Origin of the sequence: Microcoleus sp. T3_D1 (assembly GCF_036700405.1) — a bacterium.
Taxonomy (GTDB): Bacteria; Cyanobacteriota; Cyanobacteriia; order Cyanobacteriales; family Microcoleaceae; genus Microcoleus.
Map to the genome: position 1 here is coordinate 1 of NZ_JAUBOV010000004.1, position 13,897 is coordinate 13,897.

The following is a 13,897-nucleotide window of genomic DNA, read 5'->3' on the forward strand; positions in this document are numbered from 1 at the left end:
CGCTCGCACTGTAAATGCAAAACTGAGATGCTCCCCATCCCACAAACTTGTGGAAGTTATTTAATTCTCATTCCTAAGTCCTATTTGCAAAGATTATGCTGCGGTGATCGCAGTAAGCTGTTGTGCATTTAAACTGAATGTCACAAAACAATCCCCTTGGGGTGGGGTGGGCGTCCCGCCCGCCCAGAATATGCAATTTAAATGCGTGACAGCTTATCCCTACTTTTGCTTACAATGAAGCTAATGTTGGTGGGAAATTCAACCGTTTGAATCAAAGGTGAACGAATGGCAAAGGTTATTGCAGTTACAGAAGCTATTAAAAGCCAAGAGGAGACTGAATCAAGGTTGAATTTGAGCCGAACTGAGGATGAGGCTTTTTTTACAGAGTGGCAAACCCAATTGCCAAGTCTCAGCGATTCTGAACAGACTGCTTTGGATACGCTACGACGCAGATTGCTATATCATAGGGCCGATGGAGAATTGTTAGAAGGGGCAGTGACTTTGCTGGTGGCATCACCTTTGTTAGAACTGGCTGGATTCTACGATCCACCTTTCAGGATGAAGGCTGAAGCTGCTATCGAAATTGCGATCGATGATGGGGAAGAAACCCTGCGCGGACGAATTGATATCTTGATTTTGCCTTGGCAGCTTTGGGTAATGGTTTTGGAGTGTAAGAAGACTACGATTTCGACGCGATCGGCATTACCCCAAGCATTAGCATACATGATGGCAAATCCTGATTTGGATAAACCGAGATTTGGTATGTTGACGAATGGCGATGATGTGTTGTTTGTGAAACTCAGGGCTCAACCTACAGCCGAATACGGGTTATCGCGGGCATTTTCGATTTATACTGTGCGAAGTGAATTGCGATCGGCTTTTCAAGTCTTGAAGCATTTAGGGCAAGGCATCACTACCGTCTAAGTTAAGGTGAAGGTATTGCTCATCGGCATAGAGACGTGCCATCTGCTACAAATCCTCGTCCATCACTTCATTGTTTTCCCGAATTTCTGTTTCAATTTCATCGGGAAAGGCTTCAGCATAAGCCCAAGCGTTAGCAATATCAGTGGCAGAGAGTAATCGATAGCTTGTGAGTAACTCGGCTTCGCTATAGCCAATGCGACGAGCTTCTACAAGTCCCCAAACGGTGATGCGAGTTCCAGCAATGCAGGCACTCCCGCCACAAACATCAGGCGTTTTTTCAATACCGCGCCAAGGAGTGATTTTACCTTGAGATAGGAGTTGAACGACTTGAGCTTTTTCGTCGTCAGAGAGTGCCAGGAGTTGAGGCTCTAATTCTTTCAGCGTCATGGCAAACAATGGAATTGCGACTACCGATGATTCTATCGAACCGATCGCCCCATTTACCCGATCGCCCCTTGCCACTTCTAGTAATTTGAATGAAGCGCGGGGAATGCAAGCAATGGTTGTATCAATTACACTGCACGGGCGATCGCCCTCCCCATACGCTTGCTTGCACAACTCAAGCTTTGAAATCTTCTCTGGTACTATAACGCAGCAGATGGTTCCGGTTATTTGTCAAGTTTTTTTCCACAAAAACTTGACAATTTAGAAAGTGGTGAGAATAATGGGATTAAAACCCTGACCTAAGATTCAAGGGATGAAAAGGACTCAAGTCAACACAGCAGAGTTAATTCGCAGACAGATTGAGGAACGGGGAGAAGGCTATTGGCGGCACTCTGACTTTTCTAACCTGCCGTCAACTGCGGTCAGCAAAGCACTTTCCCGAATGGCGGAAAACGGAATTTTGGAGCGAGTCAGCAAAGGACTATACTATCGATCGCGCCCGACTCGATTTGGTCGCAGTCGTCCCTCTCCAAGCGATATCCAAAAACTGCTGACAAAACAAAACTTGCATCCGGCTGGACTGAGTGCGGCTAATTTATTGGGGTTTACCACTCAAAACGCAATTCAAGGTGAATTTGCTACCTCAGCCAACAGTGTCCCCCGCACTATAATTGGTTCTCGCGCCCGAATCCACACTCGCAGACCTGAAACTTGGAATCGCTTAGAAGCAACTGATGCAGCAATGCTTGATTTTTTAAGGTCTAGGGGTAAGTTGAGCGAGTTGTCTCTGACGGAGACTAAGCAAAGGTTGCTAGACTATTTTCGAGAAGGATCTCGCTTTGAACGTTTGCTTGCAGTTGCAGATGCGGAACCGCCGCGAGTACGAGCTATGCTGGGTGCGATCGGACAGGAACTCAGAAAGAGTGTTAAAGAGCTAGAAAAACTCCGAAAAAGCCTAAATCCAGTCTCTCGGTTTGATTTTGGTAACTTCAGCAATCTGAGTTATGCCAAGGAGTGGCAAGCCGAGTGAAAATGTTTGAACATCCTGATTTCCGCGATGCTGTCATCGCAGCTAGGGAACATTTCGATCGCTTTGGACTCACCGAACAATTCATCGAGAAAGATTACTATGTCACCTCGGCGCTGCGAATTGTGGCGAATCAGTGGCGTACTCAAGTCATTTTTAAAGGCGGAACCAGCCTCTCGAAAGGGTGGAAACTGATAGAACGATTCTCGGAGGATATCGATCTGTTTTTGAACAAACAGGCATTCGTTCCTCCCCTTGGTGCAAACAGAATTGATAAAGAATTAGCAGCAATCGAAAGTGCTGTGGGAGAGCATCCTGCTTTGACGCTAGAACCTGATTCGTCCAAGCGGAAGCGGGGGGTTTTTCGCAATAGCTATTTCAGCTACACTCAGCAATTTTCGGGCAATCAGGCGATCGCCAATCGTGTATTCTTAGAAATGGGAACTCGCAGCGGCACTTATCCTACGCAGACTGTACAACTGTCTTCCTATGTGGCTGAATTTCTGCGTGAAATTGGGCAGAGTCTTGATACTGAAGATGAATTGCCTTTCTCTATGCTATTGCTGGACTTTCGGCGTACCTTTGTTGAGAAACTGTTTGCAATTCACTCTAAAGTAGTGAAGATTCAGCAGGATGGAGAATCAATTGGAACCTACGCCAGACATTACTACGACCTGTTTTGTTTAGCTCAAAAGTCCGAAGTGCGCCAAATGTTCCAAACTGAGGAATACAGCCAGATTAAAGAGGATTGCGATCGCATTAGCCGCGAACACTTCCCAGATTATCAGCCGCCGTCAGCGATGAATTTTTCCAACAGTTCGGCTCTCTTCCCAACAGGAGAACTGCGTCAAACTATTGCTAGAGAATACGAACAGCAGTGCGGTAGACTCTGCTATGGAAATTATCCATCATGGGGGGAAATTGAAGCTTGTTTTGAAGAAGTTCGCGATCGGCTTTGACTGTTGAGCCTGAAGGATATCGTTGGTTATAACTGAGATGTTGCACCATTATCAATAAGCTTTTTAGGAACAGGCAAGATGCCTGTTCCACAAGAAAATTCACTCTTTGTGGAACAGGCCGGAAAGCCTGTTCTTGAGAATGGTGCAAGATGTGGGTTATAACCCTTTGATATATTCCCTGATTACTGGCGGCAGAGTGTAAAAATTTGCTTGTTGTTCAATCAAGCAGCGCCGTGATAGAGATTGCAGCGCATTTAGCAAATCTGAAGCCGGAATTATGTCATTTTCTAGCAATTTTGCCCGGTTGATTGGCTGGCTTTCTTTCGCTAACAAGGAGATGACTTGTTTTTCTAGTTCCGATAGGCGATCGAACTGCTGCTGTAAAACATCTTTCAAATCTTCCGGCAACAATATAGTATCATTTGGTAATAACTCTGTCACGCCTCCACCCAAGTCTTGAATCAGATTCGCCACGCTTTTTAACCATAGGGGGTTGCCTTGGTAACGATGAATGAGTGCTTCACTGTTGTCGCTTTCTTCTAACCCATAATCTCTGAGTATTTCCCGTGCGGCGGCGATGTCTAAACCTTTGACTTGTAAGGTGCGAAGGGAAGTATTTTGGTTTTTAACTTGAGTCACTTCTCTCGGTTGTTCCCAACCGATTAACAGAAAGCAGCTTTGATGGGATAATTTTTCTATTTGTTTGAATAAAGTGCGATATTCTTCGGATTCGGGTTTATATTTTCCTGCCAATTCGCCGCTACAGAAAAGGTTGTGAACGTCATCTAAGACGATTAAACAGCGATGGTTTTGTAAATACTTAATCAGCGGTAAGCGTTTTTGGTTGGTTGGGGATGAATCTTCTTTTTCGGAATGGGAAAAAAGCTGTATTAGGTTAGATTGAAATTTTTCTAGGGTGGGGAATTCGTCTAGGGTGTACCAAACTGCGTACTCAAACTCGTCTTTAATTTGTTGTACGAGTTGTACTGCTAGGGTAGTTTTGCCGATACCGCTGATGCCGGTGAGGGTTATGAGGCGACTGTGTTGTTGTAGAATCCAGGTGGTGAGGGTTTGGAGTTCGGGAGTGCGATCGAAGAAATCACCCAAATCTGGCATTTCGCTTAAATCTTGATGTAGAGTTTGGGTCTGTTTTGGGTTAGCTGTTTCCTGATCTGGTGGCTGTGAGTTTGGTAGTTCTGGTGGGTGTCTAGCTTGTCCGCAAATGTTGAAAATACTGCTCACTACAACATCTTGTGCAAAGTTTACAACATTAGAGTTTTGCAACCTCTCCATTGTGGAGCGAAAATTCGATTTACTGACTTTTTCCCCAAACTCCTCTGAAAGTAATTGCCATAATTCCGATCCGATTTCCCTGATGCGACTTTCAGAACAGTTAAAATCTTTTGCTATTTCTTTGTATGTCTCGCGTTGTAGAGTTCCCCGCAGTACGGCTGCTTGTAAATCGTCAAGGTGCTGACCTGTTTTCTCGAAGACTATGCGATCGGCGACATTTAACATTTCTTTAAGATTCATCTGGCAGGGAGATGCGAGAGTTTTCTGTATTGTAGCTCACAACTGCCAACATTTTCGTACATTTTGGTACATTGTTGTACAAACTTAGATTAAAGTTAAAGTAAAAGCGAGGGAGAAGTGGCGGCAAAATAGAACATTTTTGGGCTAGACAAACCTTGAATTTATTAAGGATAATGGAACAAGTATTAAAAGGATAAATTAATTTATGAAGTGGGAAGATTTGGCCAGTAAAGCAGGTGAAGAAGTGCTAGAAAATGTTGTAGAAAAAACTCTGGGAATTAATGGAAATACAGTCAAAACAGTCAAAGCGGTTGCAGAAACTGGTGCTGCAGTAGGTGCGGCTGCCAGTGCTGCTACAGGGTTGACTGTTGCAGCAACTTCAGGAGCAGGAATTACTTCTGGTCTAGCTGCGGCAGGTGGTGTGGTTGGTGGTGGTATGGCGGCGGCTCCTGCGGTATTAGCAGCAGGCCCAGCTTATCTTGGGGCAAAAATAATGAATGAAACTTTGTTCAAAGAGCAATCGAACTTGTCTGAGGAAGAGAATGATGCTCGTGCAGCGGCAAGAACAGCTACAAACATTGGGGCTGTTGCTGGTTTAGCTGGTGCTGGTGCTGTAACGGTAGCTGGCGGTGCTTCTGGTGCTGCAATTATGGGCACCCTTGCGGGTATCGGGGGCGTTGTCGGGGGAGGCGCAATTGCTGGTACTGCCATAGTTGCTGCTGCACCTGTTGCTGCGGCGGCTGCTGTTGGATACGGAATATATAAACTGTTTGGAGGTAAAGGGTAAAGATAGTTAGTCCAGTTTGAATTGGTAGGTTGGGTTTCCTGTTGCAACCCAACCTTCATCAGCGTTTAGTCTGGCTTTAGTATTTCCTCGCACCTCGCAGCAAATATCAGAAAACTGCCAGCGATTGAAAAGGTAAGCTTGGCTATCTATATCCAGCCAATATTACAGCGTTGGGTTATAGGTTCTGTTTCGTAGCTTTGGAGTATACGGATGTTTGGTTTGCTATCTGAACTATTTAATTGGTTTTTCAGACTATGGAATCGGTTGGATGATAAAACGAAAGGTAAAATTATAGAGGAAGTTGTCAAGTCATTTGAAAAGCTGCTTCGTTCTTTTTATGGTTCGTGGAAAAATCGGCATACCAAGTGAGAATAAGTGATGAGTAATTTTAAGGAACTTATGGATGAGATTGAGCAATCACCTACTCAATCAGTGATGAGTAATTTTAAGCAATTTATGGAGGAGATTAAGCAATTACCTACTCAATCACTGCCAGAATCTGATTTAACTCTTCCATCCCTTCAAATGGCTTTAACAGCAGGGACTTTCCTTATGTTGACGCCCTTCTCATTTTCCAATAATGAAAAGCAAAAATTCTCAGAAGAGGTGTCGAGCTTAATTCAGAATGAATCTTTTTTATCTGACTTTAGCAATCAAATTGGTGAACCTTTGGAGCAGGAATCTGAAGATGACTTCGTGAAACGCGGTAGCAATAGGTTAAGAGAGATGCTTTATGAGAGATTTGGCATCAAAGGTTGAATGGATATAATATTCAGGCCTGTCGAAGTAGTCGCAGCATAACTTAGTGCGATCGCCCATCTTGCCTATTCCGTTGACACTCGTGTTACTCAACCTCTTTTTCCACTGACACTCTGAGCCATTTTCACCATTTCAAAGTGCGATGGTTGCACTCCCGGCGTGAAGCGTAGCTATCCCATAGGGAATCGCCCCAGCAAAAGAAAGGCCGATCGCCATTAAAACACGAGTTTAAAGGCTAAAATAAATGTATGTAATCTTAAACAAGCGATATGCCTCTCAGCGAGCTTTTACCCAGCGTCGATCAATTATCTCATCAAGATAAACTGCGACTCATTCACTTTCTCCTACTTGCAGTTGCCAAGGAACAAGGATGCAGCCTAGAACCGGCTGAAGATACTAATTCAGAAAATGTACTTTTGAATCAACTAGCATCAACGAGTGCAGTTGTATGGTCTCCACAGGCCGATCGAGAATCAGTTCAAGCATTATCAGAACTTCTACTTGCCGCCCAAGAATCAGCTCATGCTTAATAGTCAGCGATTTCCATTTATAGAGCGAATTGATAGCCTAGGGCGATCGAGTATCATGCCATATTTGCCAATCACTCTCTCCAACGGCAGCAACTCCGTAGAAGTGATGGCATTGTTGGATACGGGTGCAAGTGTCAACGTTTTGCCTTATCAGATTGGTCTACAACTAGGGGCAACATGGGAACAGCAAACCGTTCCTATTCAATTGAGTGGGAATTTGGCTCACAGTGAGGCGCGGGGATTGGTGCTTTCGGCTACAGTTGCTCAGTTTTCGTCGCTCTTGCTGGCATTCGCTTGGACTCGTTCGACAGATGCACCTGTAATCCTTGGACACCTCAACTTTTTCTCGGAGTTTAATGTCTGTTTTTTTCGTCACGAGTTAGCTTTTGAGCTTTACCCAAGAGAAAAATGAATTGTTTAAGCAATATGCGATCGCCCTTTCTTGTTTCTGATGAGCGATCGCCTAAAATGAAAGAGCGATCGCCCCTCGCACCAAATACCAAACACTGCGATGATTCTACGGAGTGCGATGCTTGAGTTAAAAAAAGATCGATCGCCCTATGGACAAAGATTTCTGCTAAAGTATAGCGCGTACTTAAATCAAACAGCCTACACTTGTGGAAAGAATTCCAAACGAGGCCTTAGTAGTTCGTGGCGGTCGTAATCGCCCAGAAGATATTAAACGCAGCACGGCAACTCACCCCAGCGGCATCACGGGAATTTCTGTAGAATGTGGAGTAGGATTATCTGTAGCAGAGTTAGCAGTGACAATCCCTCATGGACAAGTTGGTGTGACGACAGTAGGAGAGGTTCGATCGTCCGATGGAGATGTCATCCGTACTTCTGGCCGAAGCCTAAATCATGCAACATTAACTGGCTTAACGCCAGAACAAGCAAGTCTGCTGCTGACACCAACGATTCCTAATCCATCACAACAATCATCCTGAGTAAAGTAAAAATATGAAATATCCCAGAATCTTTGCAGATTTTCATAATGCGGATGAGCAGGGTCGCCTTCGCCTAAATTGCGTTGGTACGATAGAAGATTTGAGTTGCCAAAATATTAAGTTGGAAGATGGCAAATTTTTAGCATTGTATGACGAAGAGTTAGAAGTCGATGGCGTAGTGCAATATTCAGAAGAGGAAAGTCTTTGGGTTGCAGTAATTGATTGGAAGCAAATTAGGCAAGTAGAGGATATGCTTGTTCAAGCGACAGTCTAGTGCGATCGCTCGCTAAATGCGGGTATCAAGTAAAAGTTTCATTCCAAAACTTACCACAGTTCGGCGACAGGAGCAACTAAATCTCCTAATATTTCACCGCTTCCTTTCATTGCACCAAAGGTGGGGCGTGGAGCTTGGGTGGTAGCAGGATAAATAATCGCTAATGCTTTTCCTTCATGGATGACGGTTAAAGGGGTTTTGGTACGCTCGACCTCTATAAGTAGAGTCTGGAGGGTTTGAGGTAATTCAGTAGTGGTAATTTGTGCCATTTGTTCACCTTTCACAATCTTATTCTATTTCTACTATGATAATGCGAGGATTAGACGGAAAGCGATGCTTGAGTGAAAAAAGATCGATCGCCCCTCGCACCAAATACCAAACACTGCGATGATTCTACCGAGTGCGATCGCACATAATCATCATCCCTAATTTGCGATCAACCTCCCGCATCAATTCTCAACAAAGCATCCGGCTGAAATTCGTTATCTGCGTCCAAGCGCACAGTAGCATTGTCGCCCAATTCCACCCCAGCAAACGTAGAATTTGATTGTGTGGTTCGCCCTGACTTTTGAATCTTACCGATGATGCCACATAAAATATTTTTTCACTCTCTTCAGTTAGCGATAAAAATTAAAGCAAACATAGCATCGCGGGGGCGAATTTTGCCGCACTAAACTCGCTCCTAATATCAAATTCTAACTAAATCCGCCCCTTAAACCTTCTGCTTCTTCCTTCGCGTCCTTCGCGTCTTCGCGGTTCATTTCTAACACAAATACCCAATCCAAGCCGGCAAAACCTCCGGCGAACCGTACCACTTCCCCGGAGAACGAGGCGAATGCCAAACCCCCTCCAACACCAGATTTTCGGCCCCATCCAAAACAGCAGCTTCCACCGGCGTAATTCCATCTCCCCAAGTTTCGCCTTTCCCCACCGTCAACTCGTAACTTTTATAAGCCAGCCAAGTCCCTAAACCGCGCTTGCCAAAAACAGCCTTCCCAGCAGCGCACACGTAGCGCACCTGCGGGTGAAAAGCCCCCGGATAATGAATTTTGACAAAATCTAGATTTTTGCGCGTCCAGCGCTCTTGAGAGACGTGCGGCGTGCCTAAAGTGATTAAAGTATTCACATAACGGTGAGCTTCCCACAAACCCGCATCCTCAAGCACGTCGCCGTGAATCGTGTAAGGCTTTTCGCCCAAATAGATGCGAGAAATCCAGCCGCCGGCGGAATGACCGACGAGATTGATCTGGGGAACGCCGTATTGCTGTAACATTTGTTTGACCGTGCGATCGAGCTGTCGCAAAATTGGCACCATCGACCGCCCACCAAAAGTCGGCAACCAATCTCCCTTGCCCAGAGGCACTGTTACTGTTGGGAAACCTCGATCGACCAGAGATTTTTCTAATTCGCGATAGTCGGAAGCAGCAGCAAAATATCCTGGTAAAATCACGGTTGGTAATGGCATTGTCAATTTTAGATTTTAGATTCTAGATTTTAGATTTTGCGGTCGGAGTGCTACGATCTGTTTTTCAAGTTCAAAGACGCTTGCCGAAGCATCCTTTGGATTCCTAACATCTGCCGCTCGTTTAACCTTTTGCTTAGGGAATATCTACTTCTATGGCTCGCGAGCCGATTCAAACATGGTATTTTACCCTAGTTGTCGTTCACTTAGAAGACCGTTTTCTACTGGTACAAGAGCGCAAGTACGAGCAGCAGTGGTATCTCCCAGCAGGGCGAGTGGAAAAAGGGGAGACTTTGCTCGAAGCTGCTATGCGTAATACCCTTGAGGAAGCGGGCATTTCCATCATCGTTGAGGGAATTCTCCGGGTAGAGCACACAGTGATGCCTAGGGGCAATGTGCGCCTCCGAGTCATTTTTGTGGCACGTCCACAAGATAAGACGCCGCCCAAGAGTAAGCCGGATGAGCATACTTTGTGCGCTGGCTGGTATTCTCTCAAGGAATTAGACCAGTTGTCGTTGCGGGGAGAGGAAGTTCGGGAAATGTTTCAATATATGGCAAGCGGCGCTCCAATTTATCCCATCGACTTGCTCACCATCGAGGGAGCTCCTTTTAAAAATTACCGCTATCGCTGGTGAATCCATCGATTTTGGATTTGGGATTTTGGATTGAATAATTACTTCCACGGATGAATCCGGTTGTGTAACCGAATTGGAAACAGGGGTCGATCCGTTTGCTCGATCGTGTTTAATGAATTAGTGGCGCTCCAGATCCCGGAAAAAGACGGTATAGCAGCGGTGCAGTCTGTTTTCTCCATCGCCCCAGTCCGGCCCGCCTGACGCCCCGCTCACCATTCTCAACAATACGTGAGAAACCGCGTATAGGATTGGGTCAAAGGCATTAGGCAAGAAAAACAATGGTTTGAGCAATTAACAACGTCCTCACCCTATTGGCGGTTGCTATAACAGCGTTGAACCAGCAAAAAAACCGGGTTTCTCGGCTTGAGTGCTTGATGTGAGGGTCGCGAAATCTCAATAAAAGTCGATCGGGCAACTGCGAGGGCGATCGTGCTAAAATTATACCTTTGAATTCCCAACCTCTCCTCATTAAAACGAATTCACACTCAATCACAACCACAACAATATAAATTACCAATCCCCCAATCACTCAATCCCCCAATCCCCCAATCTAAAATCTAACAATCCCCCAATCCCCCAATCTAAAATCTAAAATCTAACAATCTCCCAATCCCCCAATCTAAAATCTAAAATCTAAAATCTAAAATTTAAATGACTGACTCTTCCTCCCTAGCCAACACCCTTTCCGAACCGCTGCGCCAGCCTTTTTGGTGGGCAGCCCTAGCTTCTGTCGGCCTACACGGAGTGCTCGGAGCAACCGCCCCGACGCTCTCAAACATACTTTATGGTGGAAATTCCTCAAAAAATATCCCCGGTTCTGTCGGCTTAGTAGAACTAACTCCCGCAGAAGCCGGCCGCCTGCCACAAACCATACCACCGAAACCGTCTAATACGCCGTTTACGCCATTTTCGATCGCACCAGTTCCCCTTCGGCCAGCGCCCAAGTTAGCCCCGCCCTTTCCCCCCGCACCTGATACCATCAACTTGCCCGCCATGCCGCCGGGAATGCCGCCTCCTGGATTCTTTTCCCCTCTCCCTCCTTCCCCTCTCCCGCCCTTCACGGCCCCAACAGCCCCGCCACCTCCCACAACTCCATCCCCAATAGTCAGAGCCCCCTCCCAGCCAATACCCACTTTCGTCCCACCCGTACCTCCCAGCGGTTTGCTTTTCCCACCCTTACCTGGTAATTTCGATCGCAATATCCCGCCACCACCATCGCTGTCAGAAGCGCCCCAGATTCCCGGCGCAGGCTCGGAAGATGAAGCAGAGGCGCTCAGAAAGATCATAGCCAGTAGAGGCGGACTCCCACTATTTCCAGACGGAGCTCCAGTCTTTACCCCGGAATTCCCAATTGGCAGGAATGTGGGACCCGATGGAGTACCAAAATTGACTCAAAAAGATCCCAATAAAAGGAATCTCATCGCAGAAACTCCCGAAGAAAGAATCAGGAGGCAACAATTTGAAGAGGGACAGCGACAGCTAGGACAGTCCGGTCAACCGGGTTCAAACTTACCCACCGACAGAGAGACACTGCTGGCGGCTGGAGAGACCTATGTTGCTTTGTTTGAGAAATTCAAAAAGGCTTATCCTGACTTGGAAACGACGGGCCCGACTCCTGTGCCTGTCCCTTATCCGGTAACAGCTTGCTCGCAAAAACTCCAAGGAAGAGCAGTTTTTGGAGCAGTTGTCAGCCCTCAAGGCTTGCTCAAGGCCGAGCCACAGCCGATCGTCCCCACGGGTTACGGCATTCTCGATAATGCGGCTAAAATTGCGATTATTAGCCCTTCTCTAACATTTGAAGCAGCCAGCACGCACAAGCTTTACCAACTGACTGTCGAGTTTAAGTACGACGAAAAACTTTGTAGTGGCATTCCTGTCACCCCAACCAGGCCCAACCCACCAGGCCAGCTGCAGCCCGCGCCCGCGCCGACAGCGCCCAGTAGACCAACAGGCCAGCCACCTTCCCCAGCGCCTACTGAAGTGAAACCGCAGTTTGAGAAGCCGCCGGCCCCCTCAAACAAACCACAGCCAGGGGCCCAACCGTCGCCGCCCGCACCCAAACCCGCGGCTCAACCGTCGCCCTCGCCTGAACCGAAACCAGCCGCAGAACAGTCGCCTTCTCCTCAACCGCAACCCGCCGAAGAGTCCCCGCAGCCGGAAGCCGCGCCATCTCCTGCCGCCGAAGAGTCTCCGCAGCCGGAAGCCGCGCCATCTCCTGCCGCCGAAGAGTCTCCGCAGCCGGAAGCTGCGCCATCTCCTGCCCCGGAAGTGTCACCGTCGCCGGAAGCAGCGCCATCTCCTGCCGCCGAAGTGTCGCCATCTCCTGCCCCGGAAGTGTCGCCTTCGCCGGAAGCAGCGCCATCTCCTGCGGCTACCGAAAATTAATTGGGCATCGGTAATTGGCAATCGCTATGAAAATGGGTAATATCCAATCTGCTTGCTTCACTGTTGTGAGTTAGTAGTTAGTAGGGTGCGTCAGCTTGAATATTTGTTGCTTCTCTAACTAATTTCTACGGGCTGACGCACCCTACTTGATCTACTAAGAATCAAGTTGTTTTTCGTCCGCCAAACCCGGCTTTGGACGATGGAAATTTTGACTACAAAACTAATTACCTATTCCCCTTAACCTCTCAATTGTATTCAACTTTATACATTTGAAATAAGTCGCCACTTTGCTTTTTTACTACCTTAGCGCCCGCAGCTTTAATCATTTTTTCCCAATCTTCTATTGTCTCTAAAAATACTTCTCCGGCTCGATAAGTTTCCAAAATTGCCCAATCTTCTGCTAAAGGAGCATTGGGGTTGAGGACATCAAAAACAAAATGACCGCCCGGTTTTAGTACCCGCTTTACTTCTCCCATGACAATACTCCAATAGTCTATGGGATAGTAACAGCTAAAGCCTGTAGCGAGGCATAAATCGAACTGAGCCTCCTCGTAATTTAACTGGTGAGCGGGGGCCCATTCTACGCCTTTGAACAGCTTAGAATTGAGCTGAGGGCCGCGAGCGTTTAAGGCGTCTCGCGCTGCGCTGCTGATTTCTTGACCGTAAAAATAGGCTTCCCAATCCCGCCAAGGGTAGATGAGAAAGCTGACTCCGCAGCCAATGTCTAAACAGCGCTGATTTTTTTGAGGTTTGGCAATTTTCCAGAAGGGAGAAACTGTTTTTGCTTGGAGAGTTCCTGCGACTGATTCCAGGAAAATCGGCATTGCTTCGACTTCTTCGGGTAAAGCGAAAGCTTCTCCCCGGTATTCGCGATCGAATCGAGAAGCAACCTGCGATAGTAAAACTTGCCAGCTATCAGATTTGCCTTTGGCAAACCAAGTTGGCTCCTGGCCCGCGACTGGGCGTTCGGACTTTTTAGACATTCTTGAATTACCTTTTAGAAGCTTTGAGAGCTTTTGTAAAGTTTTGGCGGTAAGGCTTATTAAAAATTAACGCGGGCCAGAGCAGCGAGAGCTTCAGGCGATTTGTAAAACTTCGATCGAAGTTAGTGCGATTGAACCCATTCCAAAATTTCCAAATACCGCCACCGTAAGCGATCAGCAATGCCAAGCTAATTAACGTACTCATTTAAAAAACCCCTAAGCAATGGATAGGATTTTGGGTCAGCTAGTCAAAGCGCTACCCTTAATCTATCATTTATCAGACGCCAAGGCGCACCGATAGTCGTAGT

The 13,897-nt window shown here is 46.7% G+C and carries 18 protein-coding genes; 12 read left to right on the forward strand and 6 right to left on the reverse strand.

The features are described 5' to 3' along the window. Positions 1–285: 285 nt before the first annotated feature. Positions 286–924 (forward strand): type I restriction endonuclease, encoded by a 639-nt coding sequence (locus QT992_RS03320; RefSeq protein ID WP_333341818.1) that lies wholly within the window; start codon positions 286–288, stop codon positions 922–924. 45 nt (positions 925–969) lie between these two features. Here QT992_RS03320 and QT992_RS03325 read toward each other — a convergent pair whose 3' ends face one another. Beyond that, entirely contained in the window at positions 970–1,482 is a 513-nt protein-coding gene (locus tag QT992_RS03325) for a DUF433 domain-containing protein (RefSeq protein ID WP_333320895.1), read from the reverse strand. Positions 1,483–1,621: 139 nt separating this feature from the next. On the opposite strand from QT992_RS03325, the gene QT992_RS03330 reads away from it, so the two are divergent. Beyond that, a complete protein-coding gene (locus QT992_RS03330; protein WP_333320897.1) occupies positions 1,622–2,338 on the forward strand; it encodes a DUF6088 family protein in 717 nt (238 codons plus the stop codon). Between the two features lie 2 nt (positions 2,339–2,340). Continuing rightward, positions 2,341–3,294: a nucleotidyl transferase AbiEii/AbiGii toxin family protein gene (locus QT992_RS03335; protein ID WP_333341816.1), complete on the forward strand. Its 954-nt coding sequence runs from the start codon at positions 2,341–2,343 to the stop codon at positions 3,292–3,294. Positions 3,295–3,450: 156 nt separating this feature from the next. Here QT992_RS03335 and QT992_RS03340 read toward each other — a convergent pair whose 3' ends face one another. After that, positions 3,451–4,827 carry an NB-ARC domain-containing protein gene (locus QT992_RS03340; RefSeq protein WP_333341815.1) on the reverse strand — a complete coding sequence of 459 codons (1,377 nt, stop codon included), beginning with the start codon at positions 4,825–4,827 and terminating at the stop codon, positions 3,451–3,453. Positions 4,828–5,032: 205 nt separating this feature from the next. Between QT992_RS03340 and QT992_RS03345 the strand changes: the two genes are divergently transcribed. The 7 genes from QT992_RS03345 to QT992_RS03375 all read left to right on the forward strand — a co-directional run bounded on the left by QT992_RS03345 (position 5,033) and on the right by QT992_RS03375 (position 8,124). Beyond that, positions 5,033–5,614, forward strand: coding sequence for an RNA polymerase subunit sigma-24 (locus tag QT992_RS03345; RefSeq protein ID WP_333341814.1), 582 nt, complete (start codon positions 5,033–5,035; stop codon positions 5,612–5,614). 378 nt (positions 5,615–5,992) lie between these two features. Further along, entirely contained in the window at positions 5,993–6,373 is a 381-nt protein-coding gene (locus QT992_RS03350; protein WP_333341813.1) for a hypothetical protein, read from the forward strand. Between the two features lie 269 nt (positions 6,374–6,642). Continuing rightward, the gene (locus QT992_RS03355; RefSeq protein WP_333232725.1) at positions 6,643–6,903 is read left to right on the forward strand and encodes a hypothetical protein; all 261 of its coding nucleotides are present in this window, start codon (positions 6,643–6,645) and stop codon (positions 6,901–6,903) included. Continuing rightward, positions 6,896–7,315 carry a hypothetical protein gene (locus QT992_RS03360; protein WP_333143073.1) on the forward strand — a complete coding sequence of 140 codons (420 nt, stop codon included), beginning with the start codon at positions 6,896–6,898 and terminating at the stop codon, positions 7,313–7,315. Before QT992_RS03355 ends, QT992_RS03360 begins: the two co-directional genes overlap by 8 nt. Beyond that, entirely contained in the window at positions 7,312–7,440 is a 129-nt protein-coding gene (locus tag QT992_RS03365) for a hypothetical protein (RefSeq protein WP_333341811.1), read from the forward strand. The genes QT992_RS03360 and QT992_RS03365 overlap by 4 nt, the downstream gene beginning before the upstream one ends. 80 nt (positions 7,441–7,520) lie before the next feature. After that, complete coding sequence (locus tag QT992_RS03370; protein ID WP_333341809.1) at positions 7,521–7,850, forward strand: flavoredoxin; 330 nt, start codon at positions 7,521–7,523, stop codon at positions 7,848–7,850. Positions 7,851–7,863: 13 nt separating this feature from the next. Further along, entirely contained in the window at positions 7,864–8,124 is a 261-nt protein-coding gene (locus QT992_RS03375) for a hypothetical protein (RefSeq protein WP_333341808.1), read from the forward strand. A gap of 50 nt (positions 8,125–8,174) precedes the next feature. Here QT992_RS03375 and QT992_RS03380 read toward each other — a convergent pair whose 3' ends face one another. Together QT992_RS03380 and QT992_RS03385 are read right to left on the reverse strand one after the other, a co-directional pair. After that, on the reverse strand, positions 8,175–8,408 hold the full coding sequence (locus QT992_RS03380) for a type II toxin-antitoxin system Phd/YefM family antitoxin (RefSeq protein ID WP_333341806.1): 234 nt from the start codon (positions 8,406–8,408) through the stop codon (positions 8,175–8,177). 479 nt (positions 8,409–8,887) lie between these two features. Further along, positions 8,888–9,589 (reverse strand): alpha/beta fold hydrolase, encoded by a 702-nt coding sequence (locus QT992_RS03385; protein ID WP_333341804.1) that lies wholly within the window; start codon positions 9,587–9,589, stop codon positions 8,888–8,890. Positions 9,590–9,741: 152 nt separating this feature from the next. Here QT992_RS03385 and QT992_RS03390 point away from each other — a divergent pair, with 152 nt between their 5' ends. Both QT992_RS03390 and QT992_RS03395 read left to right on the forward strand, forming a co-directional pair. Beyond that, a complete protein-coding gene (locus QT992_RS03390) occupies positions 9,742–10,221 on the forward strand; it encodes an NUDIX domain-containing protein (RefSeq protein ID WP_006633478.1) in 480 nt (159 codons plus the stop codon). 651 nt (positions 10,222–10,872) lie between these two features. Next, the gene (locus QT992_RS03395; protein WP_333341802.1) at positions 10,873–12,606 is read left to right on the forward strand and encodes a hypothetical protein; all 1,734 of its coding nucleotides are present in this window, start codon (positions 10,873–10,875) and stop codon (positions 12,604–12,606) included. A gap of 245 nt (positions 12,607–12,851) precedes the next feature. On the opposite strand, the gene QT992_RS03400 is transcribed toward QT992_RS03395, so the two are convergent. Together QT992_RS03400 and QT992_RS03405 are read right to left on the reverse strand one after the other, a co-directional pair. Further along, positions 12,852–13,589, reverse strand: a complete 738-nt coding sequence (locus QT992_RS03400) for a class I SAM-dependent methyltransferase (protein WP_333341801.1) — start codon at positions 13,587–13,589, stop codon at positions 12,852–12,854. A 7-nt stretch (positions 13,590–13,596) separates the two neighbouring features. Further along, a complete protein-coding gene (locus QT992_RS03405) occupies positions 13,597–13,794 on the reverse strand; it encodes a hypothetical protein (RefSeq protein WP_333143062.1) in 198 nt (65 codons plus the stop codon). Positions 13,795–13,897: the final 103 nt, after the last annotated feature.